Origin of the sequence: Streptomyces sp. NPDC001380, assembly GCF_042895785.1 — a bacterium.
Classification (GTDB): domain Bacteria; phylum Actinomycetota; class Actinomycetes; order Streptomycetales; family Streptomycetaceae; genus Peterkaempfera.
This window is the reverse complement of record NZ_JBIAWP010000009.1, coordinates 211,188-231,071: the sequence shown is the minus strand read 5'-3', so window position 1 is coordinate 231,071 and position 19,884 is coordinate 211,188. Positions and strand designations below refer to the sequence as shown.

Genomic DNA, 19,884 nt, shown 5'->3' with positions numbered 1-19,884 from the left:
CGCACGGGGCCGGCCGTGCCGGTCCCTCCTCCAGTCAAGCACGCTTGGGGCGGTGCTCCGGTACGGGCCCGGCCCCCGCGCCGCGCCGCGCGGGTCAGCGCAGGTCGAGCCACATGGTGACGTCGTCCCGGTCGTCGCCGTCGGCGACCCGGATGGCGCCGGGGACCCGGCCGACCTCCCGGTAGCCGCTGCGGCCGTAGAACCCCTCCAGGCCGAGGCCGCCGCGCAGGGTGAGCTTCAGCCCGGCCAGCCCCCACTCCCGGGCGACCCGCTCGGCCTCGGCGAGGAGCATCGCGCCGTACCCGCGGCCCTGGAGGCCGGGGTGGACCATGACCCGCTTGAGCAGCCGCCAGTGCTCCATGAGGTCGAACCGCTGGGACTCGAGGAAGAGCAGGGCCGCGAGCCGCCCGGTGGCGTCGTCGCGGGCGGTGAGGAGGCGGTCGGGGCCGTCGGCGACGCCGTCGAGCTGGCGCTCCGCCACGGGCCGCACCCGCTCGGCGGTGACGGGGGCGACGAAGCCGACGGCGCCGCCCGCGTTGCTGACGTCGGTCCACAGCGCGACGACCTCGTCGCGCAGGGCCGGGGTCACCTCGGGGTCGAGGGCGAAGGTGAGGTCCATGGCCACCGAGCCTAGGGCAGGCGGCGCCGGCGCCGGCGCGGTGCCCGGGGCGGGGTCCGCGCCCGCCCCCCGGACGCGCCGGGGCCCCGGCCGCCCTGCGGGCGGGGCCGGGGCCCGGGTCGCTCCTGCTGCCTGACGAAGCGTCAGAGGCGCATGGCCTGCGGCTGCTCGCGGCGCTGCGGGTCCGGACCCTCGTACTCGCGGATCACCTCGTAGCGGGTGTTGCGCTCCACCGGGCGGAAGCCCGCGTCCCGGATCAGCTCCAGCAGGTCGTCGCGGCCCAGCTTGTTGGGCGTGCCGAAGTTGTCCGCGTCGTGGGTGATCTTGTACTCGACGACCGAGCCGTCCATGTCGTCGGCGCCGTGGCTCAGCGCCAGCTGGGCGGTGGTCAGGCCGTGCATCACCCAGAACACCTTGACGTGCGGCACGTTGTCGAAGAGCAGCCGGGAGACCGCGAAGGTCTTCAGCGCCTCGGCGCCGGTCGCCATCTCGGTGCGGGCCTGCAGCCGGTTGCGGATCTTCCCGTCCTTGGAGTCGTGGAAGTCGTGCTGGTACCGCAGCGGGATGAAGACCTGGAAGCCGCCGGTCTCGTCCTGCAGCTCGCGGAGCCGCAGCACGTGGTCCACCCGGTGGCGGGGCTCCTCGATGTGGCCGTAGAGCATGGTCGAGGGGGTCTTCAGGCCCTTGGAGTGCGCCAGGCGGTGGATGCGCGACCAGTCCTCCCAGTGGGTGTCGTGGTCGACGATGTGCTGCCGCACCTCCCAGTCGAAGATCTCGGCGCCGCCGCCGGTCAGCGACTCCAGGCCGGCGTCGATCAGCTCGTCCAGGATCTCGTCGGCGGGCATGCCGCTGATCCGCTCGAACCAGTGGATCTCGGTGGCGGTGAACGCCTTCAGCGCCACGTTCGGCAGCGCCTTCTTCAGCTCCCGCAGGCTGCGCGGGTAGTAGCGCCAGGGCAGCGTGGGGTGCAGGCCGTTGACGATGTGCAGCTCGGTGAGCTGGTCGTTCTCCATGGCCTTGGCCAGGCGCACGGCCTCCTCGATGCGCATGGTGTACGCGTCCTTCTCCCCCGGCTTGCGCTGGAAGGAGCAGTACGCGCAGGAGGCGCTGCAGACGTTGGTCATGTTGAGGTGGCGGTTGACGTTGAAGTGGACGACGTCGCCGTTCTTCTCGGTCCGCACGTGGTGCGCCAGCCCGCCCAGCCAGGCCAGGTCGTCACTCTCGTAGAGCGCGACGCCGTCCTCCCGGGACAGCCGCTCGCCCGCGAGGACCTTCGCCTCCAGCTCGCGCTTGAGTCCTGCGTCCATGCGCGTCTCCGCCTCCTCGTTCCGTGCCCGGTGGCCGTGCTCCCGTGTCCGGTGCAACCACCTGAGCCTACGCCTGCCCGGTGCTCACGCCGCGAGCAGCTCCGCCAGCAGGCGGGGGTCGACGTTCCCGCCGCTGACCACGGCGACCCGGGTGCCGCCGGGCGGCAGGTCGGCGCCGCGGAAGAGGTGGGCGGCGGCGGCGACCGCGCCGGAGGGCTCGGCGACGGTGCGGGCCCGCCGGGCGAGCACGGCGACGGCCTGCCGGATCTCGTCCTCGGTCACCGTCACGATGTCGTCGACGTACGCCCTGACGTGCTCGAAGGGCAGCCGGCCGAGGGAGGTGGTGCGCAGGCCGTCGGCGAGGGTGCGGTAGGTGCGGTCCACGGGCCAGGCCACCAGGGCGCCGGTGCGCAGCGACTCGCGGGCGTCGGCGGCGAGCTCCGGCTCGACGCCGACGACCTTCACGCCGGGCATGGTGTGCTTCACGGCGGCCGCGACGCCGGAGATGAGGCCTCCCCCGCTGACTGGCACCAGGACGGTGTCCACGGCGGCGCCCAGCGCGGCGGCGTCCTCGGCGATCTCCAGGCCGACGGTGCCCTGCCCGGCGATGACGTACGGGTCGTCGTACGGCGGCACGTGGACGTAGCCGTGCTCCGCGACGAGCCTCGGCGGGAGGGTGTCGCGCTCCTCCGGCGGGACGACCAGCACCTCGGCGCCGTACGCGCGGGTGGCGTCGACCTTGACCGCCGGGGAGGTGTCGGGCATGACGACGACGGCCCTGACGCCGAGCCGCCGGGCCGCGTAGGCGACGGCCTGCGCGTGGTTGCCGCTGGACTGGGCGACCACGCCGCGGGCGGCCTCCTCGGGGGTGAGGGCGGCCAGCCGGTTGAAGGCGCCGCGGAGTTTGAAGGCGCCCGTGGGCTGCAGGTTCTCCGGCTTGAGCAGCAGGGTGTGCTGCCCGTCGTCGGCCCAGGGGCAGGGCAGCAGCGGGGTGCGCACCACCGTGCCCGCGATCCGCTGCCGGGCCTGCTCCAGCTCGGCCGGCCCCACCAGTGCTGTGCGCTCCGGTTCCGTGCGCTGCGGTGCCATGCGCCCGCTCCCGTCCGCGCCCCTCCCCGGGGCGCCTCGTCGTGGTGGGCCGCCGCGGCCCCGTCCGCCGTGCCGGCGGCCGCGCCGCCGCCTACCGCTGCTCGGGCTCCTCCGGCGCGGTGGTCACCCGGTTCTCCCACTTGGTGGAGAGCACCACGGTGGTCCGGGTGCGCGCCACCCCGCGGGTGCCGGACAGCCGCTTGACGACCGACTCCAGGCCGTCGACGTCGGAGACGCGGACCTTGAGCATGTAGGAGTCGTCACCGGCGATGAACCAGCAGTCCTCGACCTCGCCGAGGTCCTTGAGCCTGCGCGCCACGTCCTCGTGGTCGGCGGCGTCGCTGAGCTGGAGGCCGATCAGGGCCGTCACGCCGAAGCCGAGCGCGGCGGGGTTCACCGTCGCCCGGTAGCCGGTGATCACACCCGCCTGCTCCAGGCGGTTGATGCGGTCGGTGACGCTGGGGCCGGAGAGGCCCACCAGGCGGCCCAGCTCCGCGTAGGAGGCCCGGCCGTTCTCCCGCAGCGCCTGGATGAGCTGTCGGTCCACCGCGTCCATGCTGTGCTCTCTCACCTACGCGGACCCTCCGCATCGTTGCCGAACCCGCGCTCCGGCATTCGGAATCCAAGGCTCCGAGGCGTCCCCGTCCCCGAAGTCCCACAGAACATACTCCGTTCCGCGCACCCCGCTCACTCCCCCCGCCCGGGGGCGGCACCGACCCGCTCCCCCGGCCCGCCGCTGCCGCCGTCCGCGGCGTGCCCGGCGGCCTCCGCGCGGGCCCCGCCCAGGGCGCCGCGCCAGCGGCGGTAGAGGGTGTGCGGGACCCCGGCGGCGTCCAGGACCCGGCCGGCGACGAAGTCCACCAGCTGCTGCGCGGTGGATCCGCCCGCGTAGAAGGCGGGCGACGCCGGGAGGACCACCGCGCCCGCCTCGTCCAGCGCCACCAGCTGGCGCAGGGTCTGGCCGTTCAGCGGGGTCTCGCGCACCGCGACCACCAGCGGGCGCCGCTCCTTGAGCGTCACCGAGGCGGCCCGCTGCAGCAGGTCCTTGGAGAGGCCGAGCGCGATCCCGGCGACGGAGGCGGTGCTGGCGGGCACCACGAGCATCCCCTTGGCGGGGTACGAGCCGCTGGACGGCCCCGCCGCCAGGTCGCCCGCGGGCCAGTACCGGACCCGGTCCAGACCGGCGGGGGCCTCCGGGGCCGGGGAGTCGCCGAGGCCCTGCGCCAGCCACGCGCCCAGGTCGTCGCGCCAGTGGCCGTCGCGGAAGGAGATCCCGGTCTCGTCCAGGATGGTGAGGCGGGCCGCCCGGCTCACCACCAGGTCGACGTCCTCGCCCGCGGCCAGCAGCGCCCGGACCACCGAGGCCGCGTAGGGCGTGCCGGACGCCCCGGACACGCCGACCACCCACGGCCGCCGCGGCCGCTCCTGCTGCTGCACTGCCGCCGACTCAGCCACACCCGCACTCTACCTTCGGCACCTTCGATCCGAAGGCGGCGGCCCGTCGGCGGGGCGGCACCCGGGGGCGTCGGAGGCCGTGGCCGGGCTAGACCCCCAGACCGCGCAGGACGAGGTCCAGCAGGGCGAAGCAGAAGAGCGCGATGCCGACGAAGCCGTTGACCGTGAAGAAGGCCCGGTTGAGCCGGGAGAGGTCGTCCGGCCGGACGATGGCGTGCTCGTACAGGAAGGCGCAGGCCACGACGGCGAGGCCGAGCCAGAAGGCCGGTCCGGCGTCGGTGAGGACGGCGTACCAGGCGAGCAGGCCCGTCGTGACCACGTGGGAGGCGCGTGCGCCGTTCAGGGCGGCCGCGATGCCGAAGCGGGCCGGGACGGACCTCACCCCGTGGGCGCGGTCGGCGGCGACGTCCTGGCAGGCGAAGATCAGGTCGAAGCCGCCGATCCAGACGCCGACGGCCAGGCCGAGCACCACCGCGTCCCACGACCAGGTGCCGGTGACGGCGATCCAGGCGCCGACCGGGCCCATGGCCTGGGCGAGGCCGAGGATGGCGTGCGGGAAGTCCGTGAACCGCTTGCCGTACGGGTAGACCACCATCGGCACGACCGCGACCGGCGCCAGGGCCAGGCAGAGCGGGTTGAGCAGGGCGGCCGCGCCGAGGAAGACGGCCAGGGCGACGAGGGCGCCGGTCCAGGCCGAGCGGACGGAGACGGCGCCGGTGACCAGCTCGCGGCCCGCGGTGCGGGGGTTGCGGGCGTCGATCTCGCGGTCGATGATCCGGTTGGCGGCCATGGCGAAGGTCCGCAGGCCGACCATGGCGAGGGTGACCAGCAGCAGGTCGAGCCAGCGCACCGTGCCGCCGTCGAGGTGCATCGCGGTGAGCGCGGCGATGTAGGCGAAGGGCAGCGCGAAGACCGAGTGCTCGATCATCACCAGGCGCAGGAACGCCCGGGTGCGGCCGGGGGCGGGCGCGGCCGGGGGCGGGGGCGCGTGCCCGAGGGCGTCGGCGGCGCTGCTCACAGGCCGTACTCCTTCCAGCGCCGGGTCACCAGGTCGGCGGTGTCCGGGTCGGACAGGACCATCTCGGGCCAGCCGCCGTCGCGGGTGTAGCCCTCGGCCGGCAGCTTGCGGGTGGCGTCGATACCGGCCTTGCCGCCCCAGAACTGCTGGTAGGAGGCGTGGTCCAGGTGGTCGACCGGCCCCTCGACCACGACCAGGTCGCGGCTGTAGTCGGTGTTGCCGAAGGCCCGCCAGGCGACCTCGTGGTAGTCGTGCACGTCGCAGTCCGAGTCCACCACGACGATGAGCTTGGTCAGCGACATCATGTGGGCGCCCCAGATGGCGTGCATGACCTTCTGGGCGTGCTTGGGGTACTTCTTGTCGATCGAGACGATCACGCAGTTGTGGAAGCCGCCGGCCTCGGGCAGGTCGTAGTCGACGATGTCCGGGACGATGATCTTCAGCAGGGGCAGGAAGAACCGCTCGGTGAACTTCCCCAGCGGCCCGTCCTCCGTCGGCGGCCGGCCCACCACGATGGACTGGAGGAGCGGGCGGCGGCGCATGGTGACGCAGTCGATCGTCAGCGCCGGGAAGGGCTCCTGCGGCGTGTAGAAGCCGGTGTGGTCGCCGAACGGGCCCTCCGGCAGCATCTCGCCGGGCTCCAGCCAGCCCTCCAGCACCACCTCGGCGTCGGCGGGCACCTGGAGCGGCACCGTCCGGCAGTCCACCATCCGCACCCGCTCGCCCTGCACGAAGCCGGCGAACATGTACTCGTCGATGTCGCCGGGCAGCGGCGCGGTGGCGGCGTACGTCACGGCGGGCGGGCAGCCGAAGGCGATGGCCACCGGCAGGCGCTCGCCGCGCCGGGCGGCCACCTGGTAGTGGTTGCTGCTGTCCTTGTGGATCTGCCAGTGCATGCCGATGGTGCGCCGGTCGTGGCGCTGCAGCCGGTACAGGCCGAGGTTGCGCACCCCGGTCTCGGGGTCCTTGGTGTGGGTCAGGCCCAGGTTGAAGAAGGACCCGCCGTCCTGGGGCCAGGTGAAGAGGGCCGGGAGCTGCTCCAGGTCGACGTCGGCGCCGGTGAGGACGGTCTCCTGCACCGGCGCGTCGCCCGGCTTGACCTTGCGCGGCGGCACGTGCGCCATGGACGCGAGCTTGCCGAAGGCGTCGCGGAAGCCGGTGAAGCCCTGCGGCAGCTCGGGCTTGAGCAGTCCGGCGATCCGCTGCCCGATCTCGTCGGCGGACTTCAGGCCGAGCGCCTTGGCCAGCCGCCGCTCGGTGCCGAAGACGTTCATGGCCAGCGGCATCGACGAGCCCTTGACGTTCTCGAAGAGCAGCGCCGGGCCCTTGGCCTTCTGCACCCGGTCGACGATCTCGCCGACCTCCAGGTAGGGGTCGACCTGCGCCTTGACGCGTTTCAGCTCGCCCTCGCGCTCCAGCGCCCGCAGGAAGGACCGAAGGTCGTCGTATGCCATGCCTGCCAGTATCCGCCACCCACTACCCTGGACCCGCCATGAGGTCCCCCCCGGGCCGTGTCCGAGGCGGGGGGCGTGTCCGTACCGGGGGAGATGCACCGCCGTGCTGAGGTACCTGCCGTTCCTGATCGTGCTCGCCCTGTGGGTCTGGGCCTTCGTCGACTGCCTGATCACGCCCGAGGAGGAGGTCCGCCACCTGCCCAAGGTGGTGTGGATCCTCGTCATCCTCCTCCTCGGCGAGGTGCTGGTCGGCCCGATCGCCTGGCTGGTCGCGGGCCGGGCGCGGGTCGGCGCGGCGCGCCGGCGGGCGCCGTGGCCGTCGGACGCCGACGGCCGCCCGGAGGACGGGCGGCCGCAGCGCCGCGTGCTGGCACCGGACGACGACCCGGAGTTCCTGGCCTCGCTCGGGAAGCACAACGCGGCCCACGAGGACATGCTGAAGCAGTGGGAGTCCGACCTGCGCCGCCGCGAGGAGGAGCTGCGGCGCCGGGCGGACCGCGCCGACGAGGCGGACGGCGGCCGGGGGGCCGAGGACTGACCCCCCGCCGGGCCGCCCCCGCGGGCGGGCCGGGCGGGCGCCGTGCCTGCGGGGCGGGGTGACGGCGCGCCCGCGTGACGGTGCGTCGCACGGCGGCGCGCCGGGCCGCCGCCGTGCGTTGCCGCGGCGCCCCGGGGCCGGGAGAGTGGGGGCATGGGCGAGGCGGCGGATCTGCGGGCGATGCTGGCGGTGGCGGTCGAGGAGGCGCGGGCCGGGCTGGCCGAGGGCGGGATCCCGATCGGGGCCGCCCTGTTCGGCCCGGACGGCGAGGTGCTGGGGCGCGGCCGCAACCGCAGGGTGCAGGACGGCGACCCGTCGCTGCACGCGGAGACCGCGGCGTTCCGGGCGGCGGGCCGCAGGCGCGGGTACGGCCGCACGACGATGGCCACGACGCTGTCCCCGTGCTGGTACTGCAGCGGGCTGGTGCGGCAGTTCGGCATCGGCCGGGTCGTGGTGGGCGAGGCGTCGACCTTCTCCGGCGGCCACGACTGGCTGCGCGGGCACGGCGTGGAGGTCGTGGTGCTGGACGACCCGGAGTGCACCGCCCTGATGGAGCGGTTCGTCCGGGAGCAGCCGGAGCTCTGGTACGAGGACATCGGGGACTGACCCGGGACCGGCCGGCCCCCGGAGGGGCGCACCGGGCCGGAGGGGCGCACCCCACGGGTGCCGGGCGCCGGAGGGGCCCGCGTCACTCGTTCGGAGCCGCGGGGGCGGACCGGCTGCGACGGCCTCCGCACCCCGCCCCGATTCACCCGTACGGAGGACACGGCGGCGGGCGGGGCGGCACCGCGGACGGCGCGCGCGGGGCGGGCGCCGTCCCGGCCGAACTCGGCGTCCACCGGGCCCGGAGGGCGGTTCCGGACAGGCGGAGGCGCACCTGTCGCCCCGTTTGTGCACATTGGCCGCGGTGTGCTCCTGTCCGGCTCGGACATGGAATCCGGCCGGACCTTGTACGGAATCGACCCCCGCGCGGCGAGCGGACCGCTCGTAAGGTCGGAAGGGAAGTGTTCGCAGCCGCCGCAGCCGATCCTGCTGTCGCGGGCCGCCCCCCACGACGCCGTGGGGGAGCCGCCGAACCGGCCGTCGAGCGATTCCGGACAGACATGGAGTGGTGGGAGATGACGGTTCTGCAAGAGGCGACCACCGGGGAGGCGGCCGAACCCGCCGCCGAGGCCCCGGCAGACGCGCGGGGGCGGGTCGCCGAGCTGCGCGACATCAGGAAGCAGGCCGTCGACGGTCCGAGCGAGGCGGCGACCGCGGCCCAGCACGCGAAGGGCAAGCTGACCGCCCGCGAGCGGATCGCCCTGCTGCTGGACGAGGACTCCTTCAACGAGGTGGAGCCGCTGCGCCGCCACCGGGCGGCCGGCTTCGGCCTGGAGGCGAAGAAGCCGTACACCGACGGCGTGGTCACCGGCTGGGGCACCGTCCACGGCCGCACGGTCTTCGTGTACGCCCACGACTTCCGGATCTTCGGCGGCGCGCTGGGCGAGGCCCACGCCCAGAAGATCCACAAGATCATGGACATGGCCATCGCGGCCGGGGCGCCCCTGGTCTCCCTCAACGACGGCGCCGGCGCCCGCATCCAGGAGGGCGTCACCGCGCTCGCCGGCTACGGCGGCATCTTCCAGCGCAACACCCGCGCCTCCGGCGTCATCCCGCAGATCTCGGTGATGCTCGGCCCGTGCGCCGGCGGCGCCGCCTACAGCCCCGCGCTGACCGACTTCGTCTTCATGGTCCGCGAGACCTCGCAGATGTTCATCACCGGCCCCGACGTCGTCAAGGCCGTCACCGGCGAGCAGATCTCCCAGAACGGCCTCGGCGGCGCCGACGTGCACGCCGAGGTCTCCGGCGTCGCCCACTTCGCCTACGACGACGAGCAGACCTGCCTGGAGGAGGTCCGCTACCTCCTCTCGCTGCTCCCGCAGAACAACCGCGAGACCCCGCCGCCGGTGGCGACCGACGACCCGGCCGACCGCCGCTGCGAGTCGCTGCTCGACCTGGTGCCCGCCGACGGCAACCGGCCGTACGACATGCGCAAGGTCATCGAGGAGGTCGTCGACGACGCCACCTTCATGGAGGTCCACGAGCGCTGGGCCACCAACGTGATCTGCGCCCTGGCCCGCCTGGACGGCCAGGTGGTGGGCATCATCGCCAACCAGCCGCAGTCGCTGGCGGGCGTGCTGGACATCGAGGCGTCCGAGAAGGCCGCCCGCTTCGTCCAGATGTGCGACGCCTTCAACATCCCGCTGCTGACCCTCCTCGACGTGCCCGGCTTCCTGCCCGGCGTCGACCAGGAGCACGGCGGCATCATCCGCCACGGCGCCAAGCTGCTCTACGCCTACTGCAACGCCACCGTGCCGCGCATCCAGCTGATCCTGCGCAAGGCCTACGGCGGCGCCTACATCGTCATGGACTCGCGCAGCGTGGGCGCCGACCTGTCCTACGCCTGGCCCACCAACGAGATCGCCGTGATGGGCGCCGAGGGCGCGGCCAACGTCATCTTCCGCCGGGAGATCGCCGCCGCCGAGGACCCGGCGGCCAAGCGGGAGCAGATGGTCAAGCACTACAAGGCCGAGCTGATGCACCCCTACTACGCGGCCGAGCGCGGCCTGGTCGACGACGTCATCGACCCCGCCGACACCCGCAGGGTCCTCATCGCCTCCCTGGCCATGCTCCGCACCAAGCACGCCGACCTGCCGTCCCGCAAGCACGGCAACCCGCCCCAGTGACCGGCACCGTCGAAACGCCCGAAGGAGCACCGCCGATGACCCAGGTCGTCCCAGCGTTCCAGATCGTCAGGGGCAGCCTCACCGACGAGGAGCTGGCCGCCCTCACCGCCGTCCTCCTCGCCCGGGCCGCCGCCGGCGGCGGCGCCCGGCAGCAGGCCGTCCGGCCCGAGCCCGTCGCCCGCTGGCAGCGCCTGGAGCGCCGCCCCTCCTACGACTCGCCGCTCAGCTGGCAGACCGCCGCCTGACACCCGGTACGCACGGATGCGGCCCGGCACCCCCGCGAGGGGTGCCGGGCCGCATCCGTGCGTACGGGCGGGGGTACGGGGTCAGCCGACGCCGGCGTAGGAGTGCTTGCCGGTGACGAAGATGTTGACGCCGTAGTAGTTGAAGAGGAAGCAGGCGAACGCCAGGAGCGCCAGGTACGCGGCCTTGCGGCCCTTCCAGCCGGCGGTGGCGCGGGCGTGGAGGTAGGCGGCGTAGGCGACCCAGGTGATGAAGGACCAGGTCTCCTTGGGGTCCCACTCCCAGTAGCGGCCCCACGCCTTCTCGGCCCAGATGGCGCCCGCGATGATGGTGAACGTCCACAGCGGGAAGATCACCGCGTTGATGCGGTACGCCAGCTTGTCGAGGGTGCCCGCCGCCGGCAGCCGCCGCCACACGGACGGCGCGACGCCCAGCGGGCCGCCGTCCTTCCCGGCCGCGGCCCGCTTCTCGTAGGCGTCCTTGAGCAGGTACAGCGCGGTGGCCACGAAGGCCGCGTAGAACGCGCCGCCGCAGACGATCGCCGCCGAGACGTGGATGGCCAGCCAGTAGGAGTGCAGCGCCGGGACGAGCTGCTCGGAGTCCGTGTACAGGACCGTGACGGCCAGGCCCAGCGTCAGCAGCGCGGAGAGCACCACCGGCAGGCCGAGCCAGCGCACCTTCCTCCCGGCCGCCAGCAGCCCCAGGTAGGCCAGGACGGCGGTCAGGGCCAGGGCGCAGGAGAACTCGTACATGTTCCCCCACGGCCAGCGCGTCACCGACAGGCCGCGGGTGAGCACGCCGCCGAAGTGGACCAGCGCGCCGAGCACGGTGAGGGAGACCGCCATCCGGCCCAGCAGGTCCGCCTGCTCGTCGGTGCCGGCCGCGCCCGGCCCGTCGGCCTCGTCGCCGCCGCGGCCGCTGGTGACCACGGCGGCGCCCTCGCCGGCCAGGGCCGTGCGGGTGAGCGTGGTGGTGCCGCCGCCCGCGGAGGCGACGGTGACGGTGACCTTCCGGGCCCCGGCGGGGCGCGCGGCGGCCGCCGCGGCCTCGGCGAGCGAGCCGCCCTGCTCGGCGGAGCGGCGGGCGACGGCGCCGCGGCTGCCGAAGGTCCACTCGAAGCAGTGGGCGAGCATCGCCAGCAGGTACACGGCCATCGCCGAGTAGATCAGGTAGTTGGAGATGTTGGCCAGGTGTTCGTTGACCGCCGTGGCAAGGACCACTGTCAACCCCTCTCCTCGGTCGTCCCGGATCCGTGGGGCCGCGCCTCCGCGTGCTCACGGGTCCCTGCGTCGTTCCGGTCTTCTGCGCCGTCCCGGTCCCCGGGGCCGTTCCGGTCCTGCGGGCCGCCGGGGTCCTGCGGACCGTCCTCGGCGGCGGGTGCGTCGTCCTGGAGGGCGACGGCGAGCTCGGCCAGCTCCTCGGCGATCCTCGCGGACTCGCTGCGGGCCAGGCCCGCCGTCTCCACGACGGTGGCGCCCCCGGCGGCCGAGGCGCGGACCCACACCCTGCGGCGCTGGATCAGCAGGGAGCCGATCAGGCCGAGCACGGCGAGCACCGCGCTGCCCAGGGCCACGGCGTTGCCGGGGCGGTGGGCGATGGTGAAGCTGGCCCACTGCTGGTAGCCGTCGAAGGTGAGGGTGCCGTAGCCGTCGGGGAGCTTCCAGCCCTGGCCCGGCTTGAGCGCGGCCCTCGCGAGGTCGCCGTCCTGCCGGAGCTGCTTCATGTGGCTGGTGTCGAGCTGGTACACGTTCTGCGGGATGCCCGCGTCGGTGCCCAGGTCGCCCGCCCACGCGGTGAGGATCAGCTTGGGGTCGGCGGCGGCGGGGAAGAGCGAGTTCCAGCCGGTGAGCGGGTCCGCCTTGACGGGGGCGGTGGGCGAGAAGATGCCGGAGAAGCCCAGCTGCACCTTCCGCCCCGGCTTCCCGTCCCTGGTGCCGTAGTCGCCGACCTTGATCGCACCCGTGGAGGTCAGGTTGTTGTCCTGCGGCAGGAAGGGGGTGGGGCCGTGGAAGACGACGTCTCCCCTGCCGTTGCGCACGGTGACGACGGGCGAGTAGCCGTGGCCGATGAGGTAGACCTTGCTGCCCGCCACCTCCAGCGGCTCGTTCACCTTGATGGCGCCCTTGTGCAGCCGGCTGCTGTCGGTGCCGGTCCAGTACCGGATGCGGGCGGTGAAGTCCCGCGGGGTGCCGAGCTGGTCGCCCCGGGTCTGGTACGTGGCGCTGAAGCCGTCGAGCTTGAAGCCGAAGGGCTCCAGCTGGTCGGCGCCGTAGAAGGGCGCGCCCTGGAAGTCGTCGTACTGGGTCATGGTGTTGGAGAAGCCCTGCCCCTCCAGCACCAGCTTGCCGCCCTGACCGCCGCCCACGCTGCCCCACGCCATGGCGACGAGCAGGCCGAAGAGCGAGATGTGGAAGAGCAGGTTGCCGACCTCGCGCAGGTAGCCCTTCTCCGCGGCGACCGCGCCGCCGGAGGCGTGGACGCGGAAGCGGCGGCCGCGCAGCAGCCGCTCCGCGGCCGCGGTGACCTGCTGCGGGTCCGCCGCGGTGCGCCAGGTCGCGTACACCGGCATGCGGGAGAGGGTGCGGGGCGCCGCCGGGGGGCGGCTGCGCAGCACGCCGGCGAACTGCCACGTCCGCGGGACGATGCAGCCGGCCAGCGAGACGAAGAGCAGGATGTAGACGGCGGAGAACCACACCGAGCTGTACACGTCGAAGAGCTGCAGCCGCTCGTACAGCGGGGCGAGGCCGGGGTGGTCGGCCTTCCACTGGGCGACCCGCAGGGCGTTGGCGCTGGTCTGCGGGATCAGCGAGCCGGGGACGGCGGCCAGGGAGAGCAGGAAGAGCAGGATCAGCGCCACCCGCATGGAGGTCAGCTGCCGCCACGTCCAGCGCAGCCAGCCGAGGACCCCGAAGGCGGGCGCGGCGTCGTCGGGCCGCTCCTCGACGGGTGCGGTGGAGAGGCGCTCGGCGGCCGCCTCGTCGTCGAGCGGCCGGCGCGGGTCGGGGCTGCCGGTGTCCGTGGTGCTCCCGGTGTCCGTGTTGCTCACAGGCTGCTCACAGTCAGATTCCGATCGAGAAGTCCTGGGTGGCGGACTGCAGCTGGGAGACCAGGGAGTCCCAGGCCCCGGTCACGAGCAGCAGCCCGACGGCGACGAGCATGCCGCCGCCGATGCGCAGCACCCACTGGTAGTGGCGCTTGATCCAGCCGAACGCGCCGAGCGCACGGCGGAAGGCGAGCGCCGCCACGACGAACGGTACGCCCAGTCCGAGGCAGTAGACCGCCATCAGGAGGGCCGCCCGCCCGGCACTGGCCTGGTACATGGACAGGGTGTTCAGCGAGGCGAGGGTCGGGCCGATGCAGGGGGTCCAGCCGACGCCGAAGACGACGCCGAGCAGCGGGGCCCCGGCCAGGCCGACCGCGGGGCGGCGGTGCGAGCGGACCTCGCGCAGGGTGAAGCCCGGGAGCAGGCCCATGAAGGCCAGGCCCATGAGGATCGTCACGACGCCCATCACCACCGAGATGGTGCGGCGGTACGTGAGGAGGGTCTGGCCGAAGAAGCCGAAGAGCGCGCCGGTGGAGACGAAGACGGCGGTGAAGCCGAGGACGAAGAGCAGCGAGCCGAGCAGCATCCGGCCGCGGCGGCGCCCCTCGGCGTCGGCGAGGTCGGCGGCGGAGAAGCCGGTGACGTAGGAGAGGTAGCCGGGGACCAGCGGCAGCACGCAGGGGGAGAAGAACGACACCAGGCCCGCCAGCAGGGCGACCGGGACGGCGAGCAGCAGGGCGCCCCGCAGCACGGTCTCGTTGGTGCCGTCCGCCGCGGCGAGGAGGGTGCCGGCGGGGAGGGCCCCGGCGGCGAGGGGGCCGGTCACGGCTTCTCCGCGACGACCGGCTTCAGCATGGCCTCGACGTCCTCCCGGGCGAGCGGCTTGAGGGCGCGGGCGGCGATCCGCCCGTCGCGGTCGACCACGAGGGTGGAGGGGATGGCCTGGGGGTTCAGGGTGCCCTTGGGGAAGCGCAGGACCTGGGTGCCGTCCGGGTCGTAGAGGCTGGGGTAGGTGACGCCGAAGTTCCTCTCGAAGACCCGGGCGTTGTCGGCACTGGTGTCCCGGGTGTTGATCCCGAGGAACTGCACGCCCTTGTCCTTGTACGCGGCCCAGGTCTGCTGCAGGCCCGCTGCCTCGGCCCGGCAGGGCGAGCACCACGAGCCCCAGACGTTGACGACGACGACCTTGCCCCGGTAGTCGGAGAGGGCGGCGTGCCCGCCGTCCACGGTCTCGCCCGAGATGTCCGGTGCGGCCTTGCGGTGGCCCGCGGCGACGGTGTCGATGCCGCCCTTGCCGCTGACGAAGCCGGCGCCGGCCGTGTCTCCGGCCCCGGAGCCCGAGGCGGAGCATCCGGCGGCGGCGAGCACGGCGGCGCCGGCGAGGGCCGCCAGTCGTGCGCGGGTGCGGCGGGAGGCGGGTCGGACAGGACTCATGTGAAAAGTTTCGCATGGCTCCCGGAGGACCTTCACCGGGGTCGGGTGTCCCGCGTCACACCGGCGGCGGGGGCGGCGGGGCCCCGGTTCAGCCCTGCTTGGGCCCCTCGGCGAACTCGGCGACCAGCGTCTCCTCGAAGGCCTTGAGGTCGCCCGGCTTGCGGCTGGTGACGAGGACGTTCGGGCCGCTCCGGCAGACCTTGACCTCCTCGTCGACCCAGTGGCCGCCCGCGTTGGCGATGTCGGTGTGCAGGCTGGGCCAGGAGGTGAGCGTGCGGCCGCCGAGCACCCCGGCCTCGATGAGCGTCCAGGGGGCGTGGCAGATGGCGGCGACGGGCTTGCCCGCGTCGAAGAACGCCCTGGCGAAGGCGACCGCGTCCCGGTCCAGGCGCAGCGCGTCGGGGTTGGCGACGCCGCCGGGCAGCACCAGGGCGTCGTAGTGGCCCGCGGAGACCTCGCCGGCCACGTCGTGGACCTCGAAGGTGTCGGCCTTGTCCAGGTGGTTGAAGGCCTGGACCCGTCCCGGCCTGGTCGAGACCAGCCGGGGCCGGCCGCCGGCCGCCTCCACCGCCTGCCACGGGCCGGTCAGCTCGACCTGCTCGATGCCCTCGGTGGCGACGAGGAATGCGACGGTCCTGCCCTCCAGGGTGGTGGACACAGCGGACCACCCTCCTTCCGTTCGGGTGCGCGTGCGGGGCCTGCGCCCCTGGGGGGTTCTGTCCCCCTTCGCGCCCCTTCCCGGGGCCTCCGGACGGAAACCAGGGGCCCCCGCCCGCCGGTCGCGGCGGGCGGGGGCCCCTGGGGGCCGGCCCGGGCCGGCCGGGCCGCTCAGGCCCCGAAGCTGCGGCCCACCGGCCGGCTGCCGCCGCCCTTGCCGGTGAGGTGCGCGGGCAGCAGGTCGCGGGCGGGCTCGCTGTACCCGACGGAGACGATCCGGTCGCCCTCGTACGTGAAGCTGGTCAGCGAGGCCAGCGAGCACTGCCGCCGCCGCGGGTCGTGCCACAGCCGCCGGTGCTCGGCGAAGCAGCGGGTGACCCAGATCGGCAGCTGGTGGCTGACGCAGACCGCCTCCCGGCCGCGGGCGGCGTCCCGGGCGGCGCCCAGCGCGCCCATCATCCGCACGACCTGCTCGATGTACGGCTCGCCCCACGACGGGCGGAAGGGGTTGGTGAGGTGCCTCCAGTGCGAGGGCTTGCGGAGCGAGCCGTCTCCGACGCCGAAGGTCTTGCCCTGGAAGACGTTCTCCGCCTCGATGAGCCGCTCGTCCACCGCGGTCGCCAGGCCGTGCGCGGCCGCGATGGGCGCGGCGGTCTCCTGGGCCCGCTCCAGCGGGGAGGCCACCACGTGGGCGATGTCACGGCCCGCGAGGTGGTCGGCGACCCGCTCGGCCATCTCCTTGCCGAGCCCGGACAGGTGGTAGTCGGGCAGCCGGCCGTACAGCACGCCCTCCGGGTTGTGCACCTCGCCGTGGCGCATGAGGTGGACGACTGTGACGTCTTTGCTGCTCACCTGAACTGCTCCTTCAGGGGGTACGGGTCGGCGGACCGAGACTACGCGGGCCGGGCCTCGGCCGCGGCGCGGGCCGCCGCCGGGAGCGCGTCGGCGATCCGCGCGACGGCGCGGTCGTCGTGCGAGGCGGAGAGGAACCAGGACTCGAAGGCGGACGGCGGCAGGTACACGCCCTGGGAGAGCATGCTGTGGAAGAAGGCGGTGAAGCGGAAGGCCTCCTGCTCCTTCGCCCGCTCGTAGTCGGTCACCTCGCGGTCGGTGAAGAAGACCGAGAACATGCTGCCCGCGTGCTGCACCCGGTGGGCGACGCCCTCCTTGGCCAGCGCCTCGGAGACCAGGCCGGAGACCTCGGCGGCGACGCGGTCGACCGTGGCGTACACCTCGTCGGTGCAGTGGCGCAGCTGGGCGAGGCCCGCGGCGGTGGCCACCGGGTTCCCGGAGAGGGTGCCCGCCTGGTAGACGGGGCCGGCCGGGGCCAGGTGGGCCATGACGTCGGCGCGGCCGCCGAAGGCCGCGGCGGGGAAGCCGCCGCCCATGACCTTGCCGAAGGTGAGCAGGTCCGGCGCCCAGCCCTCGTGGGCGGCCTCCAGGCCGTACCAGCCGGCGCGGGAGACGCGGAAGCCGGTCATGACCTCGTCGGAGACCAGCAGGGCGCCGTTCTCGCGGCAGACCTCGGACAGGCCGCGGTTGAAGCCGGGCAGCGGCGGGACCACGCCCATGTTGCCGGGGGACGCCTCGGTGATCACGCAGGCGATCTCGCCGGGGTGGGCGGCGAAGGCGGCGCGCACCGCGTCGAGGTCGTTGTAGGGCAGCACGATGGTGTCGCCGGCCTGCGCGCCGGTCACGCCGGGGCTGTCCGGAAGACCGAAAGTCGCCACACCTGAACCGGCGGCGGCCAGCAGCGCGTCCACATGACCGTGGTAGCAGCCCGCGAACTTGACGACCTTGGACCGCCTGGTGAAACCGCGCGCGAGGCGGATCGCCGACATGGTCGCCTCGGTGCCGGAGGACACCAGGCGCACCTGCTCGACCGGCGCGATCCGGTCGACGATCTCCTCGGCGAGCTCGACCTCGCCCTGGCCGGGGGTGCCGAAGGAGGTGCCCCGGGCGACGGCGGCCCGGACGGCCTCCAGGACGGCGGGGTGGGAATGGCCGAGAATCATCGGTCCCCACGAGCACACCAGGTCGACGTACTCGCGGCCGTCGGCGTCGGTGAGGTACGGACCGGTACCGGACACCATGAACCGGGGCGTACCGCCCACGGCTCGGAAGGCGCGCACGGGCGAGTTGACCCCGCCGGGGGTCACGACCGACGCGCGCTCGAACAACGTCTGGGACACTGGGGCTTCGTACGGATAGCTCACACAGGACATGGTCTCAAATCGTGTCCGTCCCATCGGCATGTCCCGCCCGATCATCTGGAACGATGATCGGGGTGCATCATGCAGTACCGCTCAGCGGGCGGGCGGCAGCGCCAGGTCTGTCGGTTTCGGCGAACTCCGGTGAGGATGGTCCGAGTGTCCGAGCGTGACGACTCCGAGAGGACGGCCGGGCCCTCCCGGAGGGCTGCGGATTCAGCGGGGAGAGAGAGGGGAGGCGGTGGCCGGGTGGGGGTGACCTACAAGTACTTCGGGGCGCCGGACCGCGCCACCGCAGCCCGCGTGCCCACCGCCCTCGGCCGCGACGGACTCGGCCTCGACGCCGGCGAGCTCGGCACCCTGGGTCGCCTCGGCGACCTCATCGGCGCGGAGGAGCGCATCGAGGCGGAGGAGCGCGCCTTCGAGCGCGAGGACGCCGTGGGGCGCCACCTCTCCACCAAGATCAAGCCGGAGACGATGAGCGCGATGGTGCTCACCGGCATCAAGGGCGTGCCGCTCCAGCAGGTGCCGCCCCTGGAGCTGGTCGTCCTGCACCCCGACTACGCCGTCGTCCAGCTGCCCTCCAGCGTCGTCGAGCCCCTGCGCAAGGCGGACGAGACCGAGCTGGGCGCCGCCGCCTTCATCTGGTCCACCGTCCCCGACCGCCGCGGGCCGCGCGACGCCTTCGTGATCTACAAGATGCTCCACGAGTGGCAGGACTTCGCCAACCGCCTCCACGACGCCGGCCACCAGCTCTTCTGCCTCGTCTGGCCCTGACCGGGGAGGACCCGCCGGGGAGCACCCGCCGGGGCGGTCGCGGTGTGCGGCGAAGACGCACGACCACCCCGCGACGGGTATCCCGCTGTACCTCCTCGTGGACCCCCGGAAGGGCACGGTGGCCGTGCTGTCCGACCCCGGCACGGGACCGGAGGGCGCCCGTCACCGCGGACGTCACGACTGCGTGTTCGGGGACATCGTCCAGGTGGGGCGACGGACGGCCGGCACCCGGGAACTGCCGCCGTACGCCTGATCAGGGCGGCCGTCACCCCTTGGGGCGAGCACCGGTCGCGGGGCCGGCGGGGCGGGGGACATGCTGGCGGTCGGGCCCGCGGCGGAACGCCCGGGCGACCCCACGCCCCGCAGGAGCAGCCCGATGAGCACGACCGGAGAGCGCGGCACCGAGGAGCGCGGCACGCGGGAGCCCGGTGCCGGCGGGCGGGACGCCGCCCGGCACGGCGCCGGGAGCGGGGGGCGTGCGGCGACGGAGCGCACCACGGCCCGGACCGAGGGCATCGCGCGGCGGCGGCTGGCGGGCGGCGCGGCGGTCCTCGCCGCCGCCGGTGCGGTCGCCGCGGCGGCGACCGCGTGCAGCAGCTCGGACGGGAGCGGCGGGAGCACGGCGTCGGCCGCGGCCCAGGTGTCCCGGCTCGCGGCGTCGGCCGCCGCCGAGGTGTCGCAGGGCGCGGCGTCCGCCGCGGCCCGCGCCTCCGAGGCGGCCGGGGCCATCGCCTCCGAGGCGCAGGGGCAGGCGTCGGCCGTCCAGTCGGCCGCGGCGTCGTTCGCCTCCGCGCACCCCTCGGTCCTGGAGTCGGCGTCGGCGGCGGCCGCCTCGATCCGGGCGCGGGCGTCGGCCTTCGAGGCGTCGGTGGCCGCCCAGGTCCAGGCGGGGAAGGCCTCGGCGTCGGCCGCGCTGGGCAAGGTGGGCGGCAGCGGCAACGCGGTCGGCGACGTGCGGGTCACCGGGGTGCCGCTCGGCACCTCCGGGGGCCGCCCCGGGGCGAAGGTCACCATCACCAACAGCAGCGGGGCCACCGCCTCCTACGCCGTGCAGGTCGACTTCGTCGACGCCTCCGGGAAGACCGTCGAGTCCGCGGTGGTGGGGGCGAAGGACCTGGCGGCGGGGGCCGTCGCCACCAAGCTGGCCTTCGCGGCGGAGGCCGCAGGCGGGCCGGTGAGACCGAAGGTGGCCAAGGCCCAGCGGTACTGACACCCGGGGGCGCCGCGGTTCGGCGCCGCGTCCCGTGCCGCCGGGCCCGGCGGCACGGGACGCGGCCGCGCCGGGCCCGGCCGGCACGGCCCGGGGCCCCG

Annotated in this window: 20 protein-coding genes; 6 read left to right on the top strand and 14 right to left on the bottom strand. The window is 74.3% G+C overall.

The window, feature by feature from the left end; genetic code table 11:
- Positions 1-94: 94 nt before the first annotated feature.
- From ACFY07_RS14125 to ACFY07_RS14095, 7 genes are all read right to left on the bottom strand, one after another.
- Positions 95-619, bottom strand: a complete 525-nt coding sequence (locus tag ACFY07_RS14125) for a GNAT family N-acetyltransferase (RefSeq protein WP_390868886.1) — start codon at positions 617-619, stop codon at positions 95-97.
- Between the two features lie 143 nt (positions 620-762).
- Positions 763-1,926 carry an aminofutalosine synthase MqnE gene (mqnE, locus tag ACFY07_RS14120; protein ID WP_230746226.1) on the bottom strand — a complete coding sequence of 388 codons (1,164 nt, stop codon included), beginning with the start codon at positions 1,924-1,926 and terminating at the stop codon, positions 763-765.
- A gap of 84 nt (positions 1,927-2,010) precedes the next feature.
- Positions 2,011-3,015: a threonine/serine dehydratase gene (locus ACFY07_RS14115; protein WP_390868885.1), complete on the bottom strand. Its 1,005-nt coding sequence runs from the start codon at positions 3,013-3,015 to the stop codon at positions 2,011-2,013.
- 91 nt (positions 3,016-3,106) lie between these two features.
- Complete coding sequence (locus ACFY07_RS14110; protein ID WP_230746342.1) at positions 3,107-3,571, bottom strand: Lrp/AsnC family transcriptional regulator; 465 nt, start codon at positions 3,569-3,571, stop codon at positions 3,107-3,109.
- A 131-nt stretch (positions 3,572-3,702) separates the two neighbouring features.
- Positions 3,703-4,470, bottom strand: a complete 768-nt coding sequence (locus ACFY07_RS14105) for a UbiX family flavin prenyltransferase (RefSeq protein WP_390868884.1) — start codon at positions 4,468-4,470, stop codon at positions 3,703-3,705.
- An 88-nt stretch (positions 4,471-4,558) separates the two neighbouring features.
- Positions 4,559-5,488: a menaquinone biosynthesis prenyltransferase MqnP gene (gene mqnP, locus ACFY07_RS14100; protein ID WP_390868883.1), complete on the bottom strand. Its 930-nt coding sequence runs from the start codon at positions 5,486-5,488 to the stop codon at positions 4,559-4,561.
- Positions 5,485-6,942 carry a menaquinone biosynthesis decarboxylase gene (locus tag ACFY07_RS14095; RefSeq protein WP_390868882.1) on the bottom strand — a complete coding sequence of 486 codons (1,458 nt, stop codon included), beginning with the start codon at positions 6,940-6,942 and terminating at the stop codon, positions 5,485-5,487. Before ACFY07_RS14095 ends, mqnP begins: the two co-directional genes overlap by 4 nt.
- 103 nt (positions 6,943-7,045) lie before the next feature.
- Here ACFY07_RS14095 and ACFY07_RS14090 point away from each other — a divergent pair, with 103 nt between their 5' ends.
- The 4 genes from ACFY07_RS14090 to ACFY07_RS14075 all read left to right on the top strand — a co-directional run bounded on the left by ACFY07_RS14090 (position 7,046) and on the right by ACFY07_RS14075 (position 10,454).
- On the top strand, positions 7,046-7,480 hold the full coding sequence (locus ACFY07_RS14090) for a PLD nuclease N-terminal domain-containing protein (RefSeq protein WP_390868881.1): 435 nt from the start codon (positions 7,046-7,048) through the stop codon (positions 7,478-7,480).
- A gap of 153 nt (positions 7,481-7,633) precedes the next feature.
- Positions 7,634-8,086, top strand: a complete 453-nt coding sequence (locus tag ACFY07_RS14085) for a nucleoside deaminase (protein ID WP_390868880.1) — start codon at positions 7,634-7,636, stop codon at positions 8,084-8,086.
- A gap of 512 nt (positions 8,087-8,598) precedes the next feature.
- Positions 8,599-10,209: an acyl-CoA carboxylase subunit beta gene (locus tag ACFY07_RS14080; protein ID WP_230746212.1), complete on the top strand. Its 1,611-nt coding sequence runs from the start codon at positions 8,599-8,601 to the stop codon at positions 10,207-10,209.
- A gap of 35 nt (positions 10,210-10,244) precedes the next feature.
- Positions 10,245-10,454, top strand: coding sequence for an acyl-CoA carboxylase epsilon subunit (locus ACFY07_RS14075; RefSeq protein WP_230746210.1), 210 nt, complete (start codon positions 10,245-10,247; stop codon positions 10,452-10,454).
- Positions 10,455-10,535: 81 nt separating this feature from the next.
- Here the strand turns inward: ACFY07_RS14075 and ccsB are convergent, their stop codons facing one another.
- From ccsB to hemL, 7 genes are all read right to left on the bottom strand, one after another.
- Positions 10,536-11,672, bottom strand: coding sequence for a c-type cytochrome biogenesis protein CcsB (gene ccsB / locus ACFY07_RS14070; protein WP_390868928.1), 1,137 nt, complete (start codon positions 11,670-11,672; stop codon positions 10,536-10,538).
- A gap of 2 nt (positions 11,673-11,674) precedes the next feature.
- Positions 11,675-13,498 (bottom strand): cytochrome c biogenesis protein ResB, encoded by a 1,824-nt coding sequence (locus ACFY07_RS14065; RefSeq protein ID WP_390868879.1) that lies wholly within the window; start codon positions 13,496-13,498, stop codon positions 11,675-11,677.
- A 13-nt stretch (positions 13,499-13,511) separates the two neighbouring features.
- Positions 13,512-14,321 carry a cytochrome c biogenesis protein CcdA gene (locus ACFY07_RS14060; protein WP_308188987.1) on the bottom strand — a complete coding sequence of 270 codons (810 nt, stop codon included), beginning with the start codon at positions 14,319-14,321 and terminating at the stop codon, positions 13,512-13,514.
- Complete coding sequence (locus ACFY07_RS14055) at positions 14,318-14,929, bottom strand: TlpA family protein disulfide reductase (protein ID WP_390868878.1); 612 nt, start codon at positions 14,927-14,929, stop codon at positions 14,318-14,320. The genes ACFY07_RS14060 and ACFY07_RS14055 overlap by 4 nt, the downstream gene beginning before the upstream one ends.
- A gap of 88 nt (positions 14,930-15,017) precedes the next feature.
- Positions 15,018-15,587 carry a type 1 glutamine amidotransferase domain-containing protein gene (locus ACFY07_RS14050; RefSeq protein ID WP_230746204.1) on the bottom strand — a complete coding sequence of 190 codons (570 nt, stop codon included), beginning with the start codon at positions 15,585-15,587 and terminating at the stop codon, positions 15,018-15,020.
- Positions 15,588-15,757: 170 nt separating this feature from the next.
- Entirely contained in the window at positions 15,758-16,405 is a 648-nt protein-coding gene (locus ACFY07_RS14045; protein WP_390868927.1) for a histidine phosphatase family protein, read from the bottom strand.
- A 74-nt stretch (positions 16,406-16,479) separates the two neighbouring features.
- On the bottom strand, positions 16,480-17,811 hold the full coding sequence (gene hemL, locus ACFY07_RS14040; protein WP_230746196.1) for a glutamate-1-semialdehyde 2,1-aminomutase: 1,332 nt from the start codon (positions 17,809-17,811) through the stop codon (positions 16,480-16,482).
- Positions 17,812-17,946: 135 nt separating this feature from the next.
- Between hemL and ACFY07_RS14035 the strand changes: the two genes are divergently transcribed.
- Together ACFY07_RS14035 and ACFY07_RS14030 are read left to right on the top strand one after the other, a co-directional pair.
- Complete coding sequence (locus ACFY07_RS14035; RefSeq protein WP_390868877.1) at positions 17,947-18,573, top strand: hypothetical protein; 627 nt, start codon at positions 17,947-17,949, stop codon at positions 18,571-18,573.
- A gap of 376 nt (positions 18,574-18,949) precedes the next feature.
- The gene (locus ACFY07_RS14030; protein ID WP_390868876.1) at positions 18,950-19,783 is read left to right on the top strand and encodes a hypothetical protein; all 834 of its coding nucleotides are present in this window, start codon (positions 18,950-18,952) and stop codon (positions 19,781-19,783) included.
- The last annotated feature ends 101 nt before the right edge of the window (positions 19,784-19,884 follow it).

Coding starts and splice junctions, on each gene's coding strand:
- ACFY07_RS14125 (WP_390868886.1), bottom strand. CDS start 619: ATGGACCTCACCTTCGCCCTCGACCCCGAGGTGACCCCGGCCCTGCGC.
- mqnE (WP_230746226.1), bottom strand. CDS start 1,926: ATGGACGCAGGACTCAAGCGCGAGCTGGAGGCGAAGGTCCTCGCGGGC.
- ACFY07_RS14115 (WP_390868885.1), bottom strand. CDS start 3,015: ATGGCACCGCAGCGCACGGAACCGGAGCGCACAGCACTGGTGGGGCCG.
- ACFY07_RS14110 (WP_230746342.1), bottom strand. CDS start 3,571: ATGGACGCGGTGGACCGACAGCTCATCCAGGCGCTGCGGGAGAACGGC.
- ACFY07_RS14095 (WP_390868882.1), bottom strand. CDS start 6,942: ATGGCATACGACGACCTTCGGTCCTTCCTGCGGGCGCTGGAGCGCGAG.
- ACFY07_RS14085 (WP_390868880.1), top strand. CDS start 7,634: ATGGGCGAGGCGGCGGATCTGCGGGCGATGCTGGCGGTGGCGGTCGAG.
- ACFY07_RS14080 (WP_230746212.1), top strand. CDS start 8,599: ATGACGGTTCTGCAAGAGGCGACCACCGGGGAGGCGGCCGAACCCGCC.
- ACFY07_RS14075 (WP_230746210.1), top strand. CDS start 10,245: ATGACCCAGGTCGTCCCAGCGTTCCAGATCGTCAGGGGCAGCCTCACC.
- ACFY07_RS14055 (WP_390868878.1), bottom strand. CDS start 14,929: ATGAGTCCTGTCCGACCCGCCTCCCGCCGCACCCGCGCACGACTGGCG.
- ACFY07_RS14045 (WP_390868927.1), bottom strand. CDS start 16,405: ATGCGCCACGGCGAGGTGCACAACCCGGAGGGCGTGCTGTACGGCCGG.
- hemL (WP_230746196.1), bottom strand. CDS start 17,811: ATGTCCTGTGTGAGCTATCCGTACGAAGCCCCAGTGTCCCAGACGTTG.
- ACFY07_RS14035 (WP_390868877.1), top strand. CDS start 17,947: ATGGTCCGAGTGTCCGAGCGTGACGACTCCGAGAGGACGGCCGGGCCC.
- ACFY07_RS14030 (WP_390868876.1), top strand. CDS start 18,950: ATGAGCACGACCGGAGAGCGCGGCACCGAGGAGCGCGGCACGCGGGAG.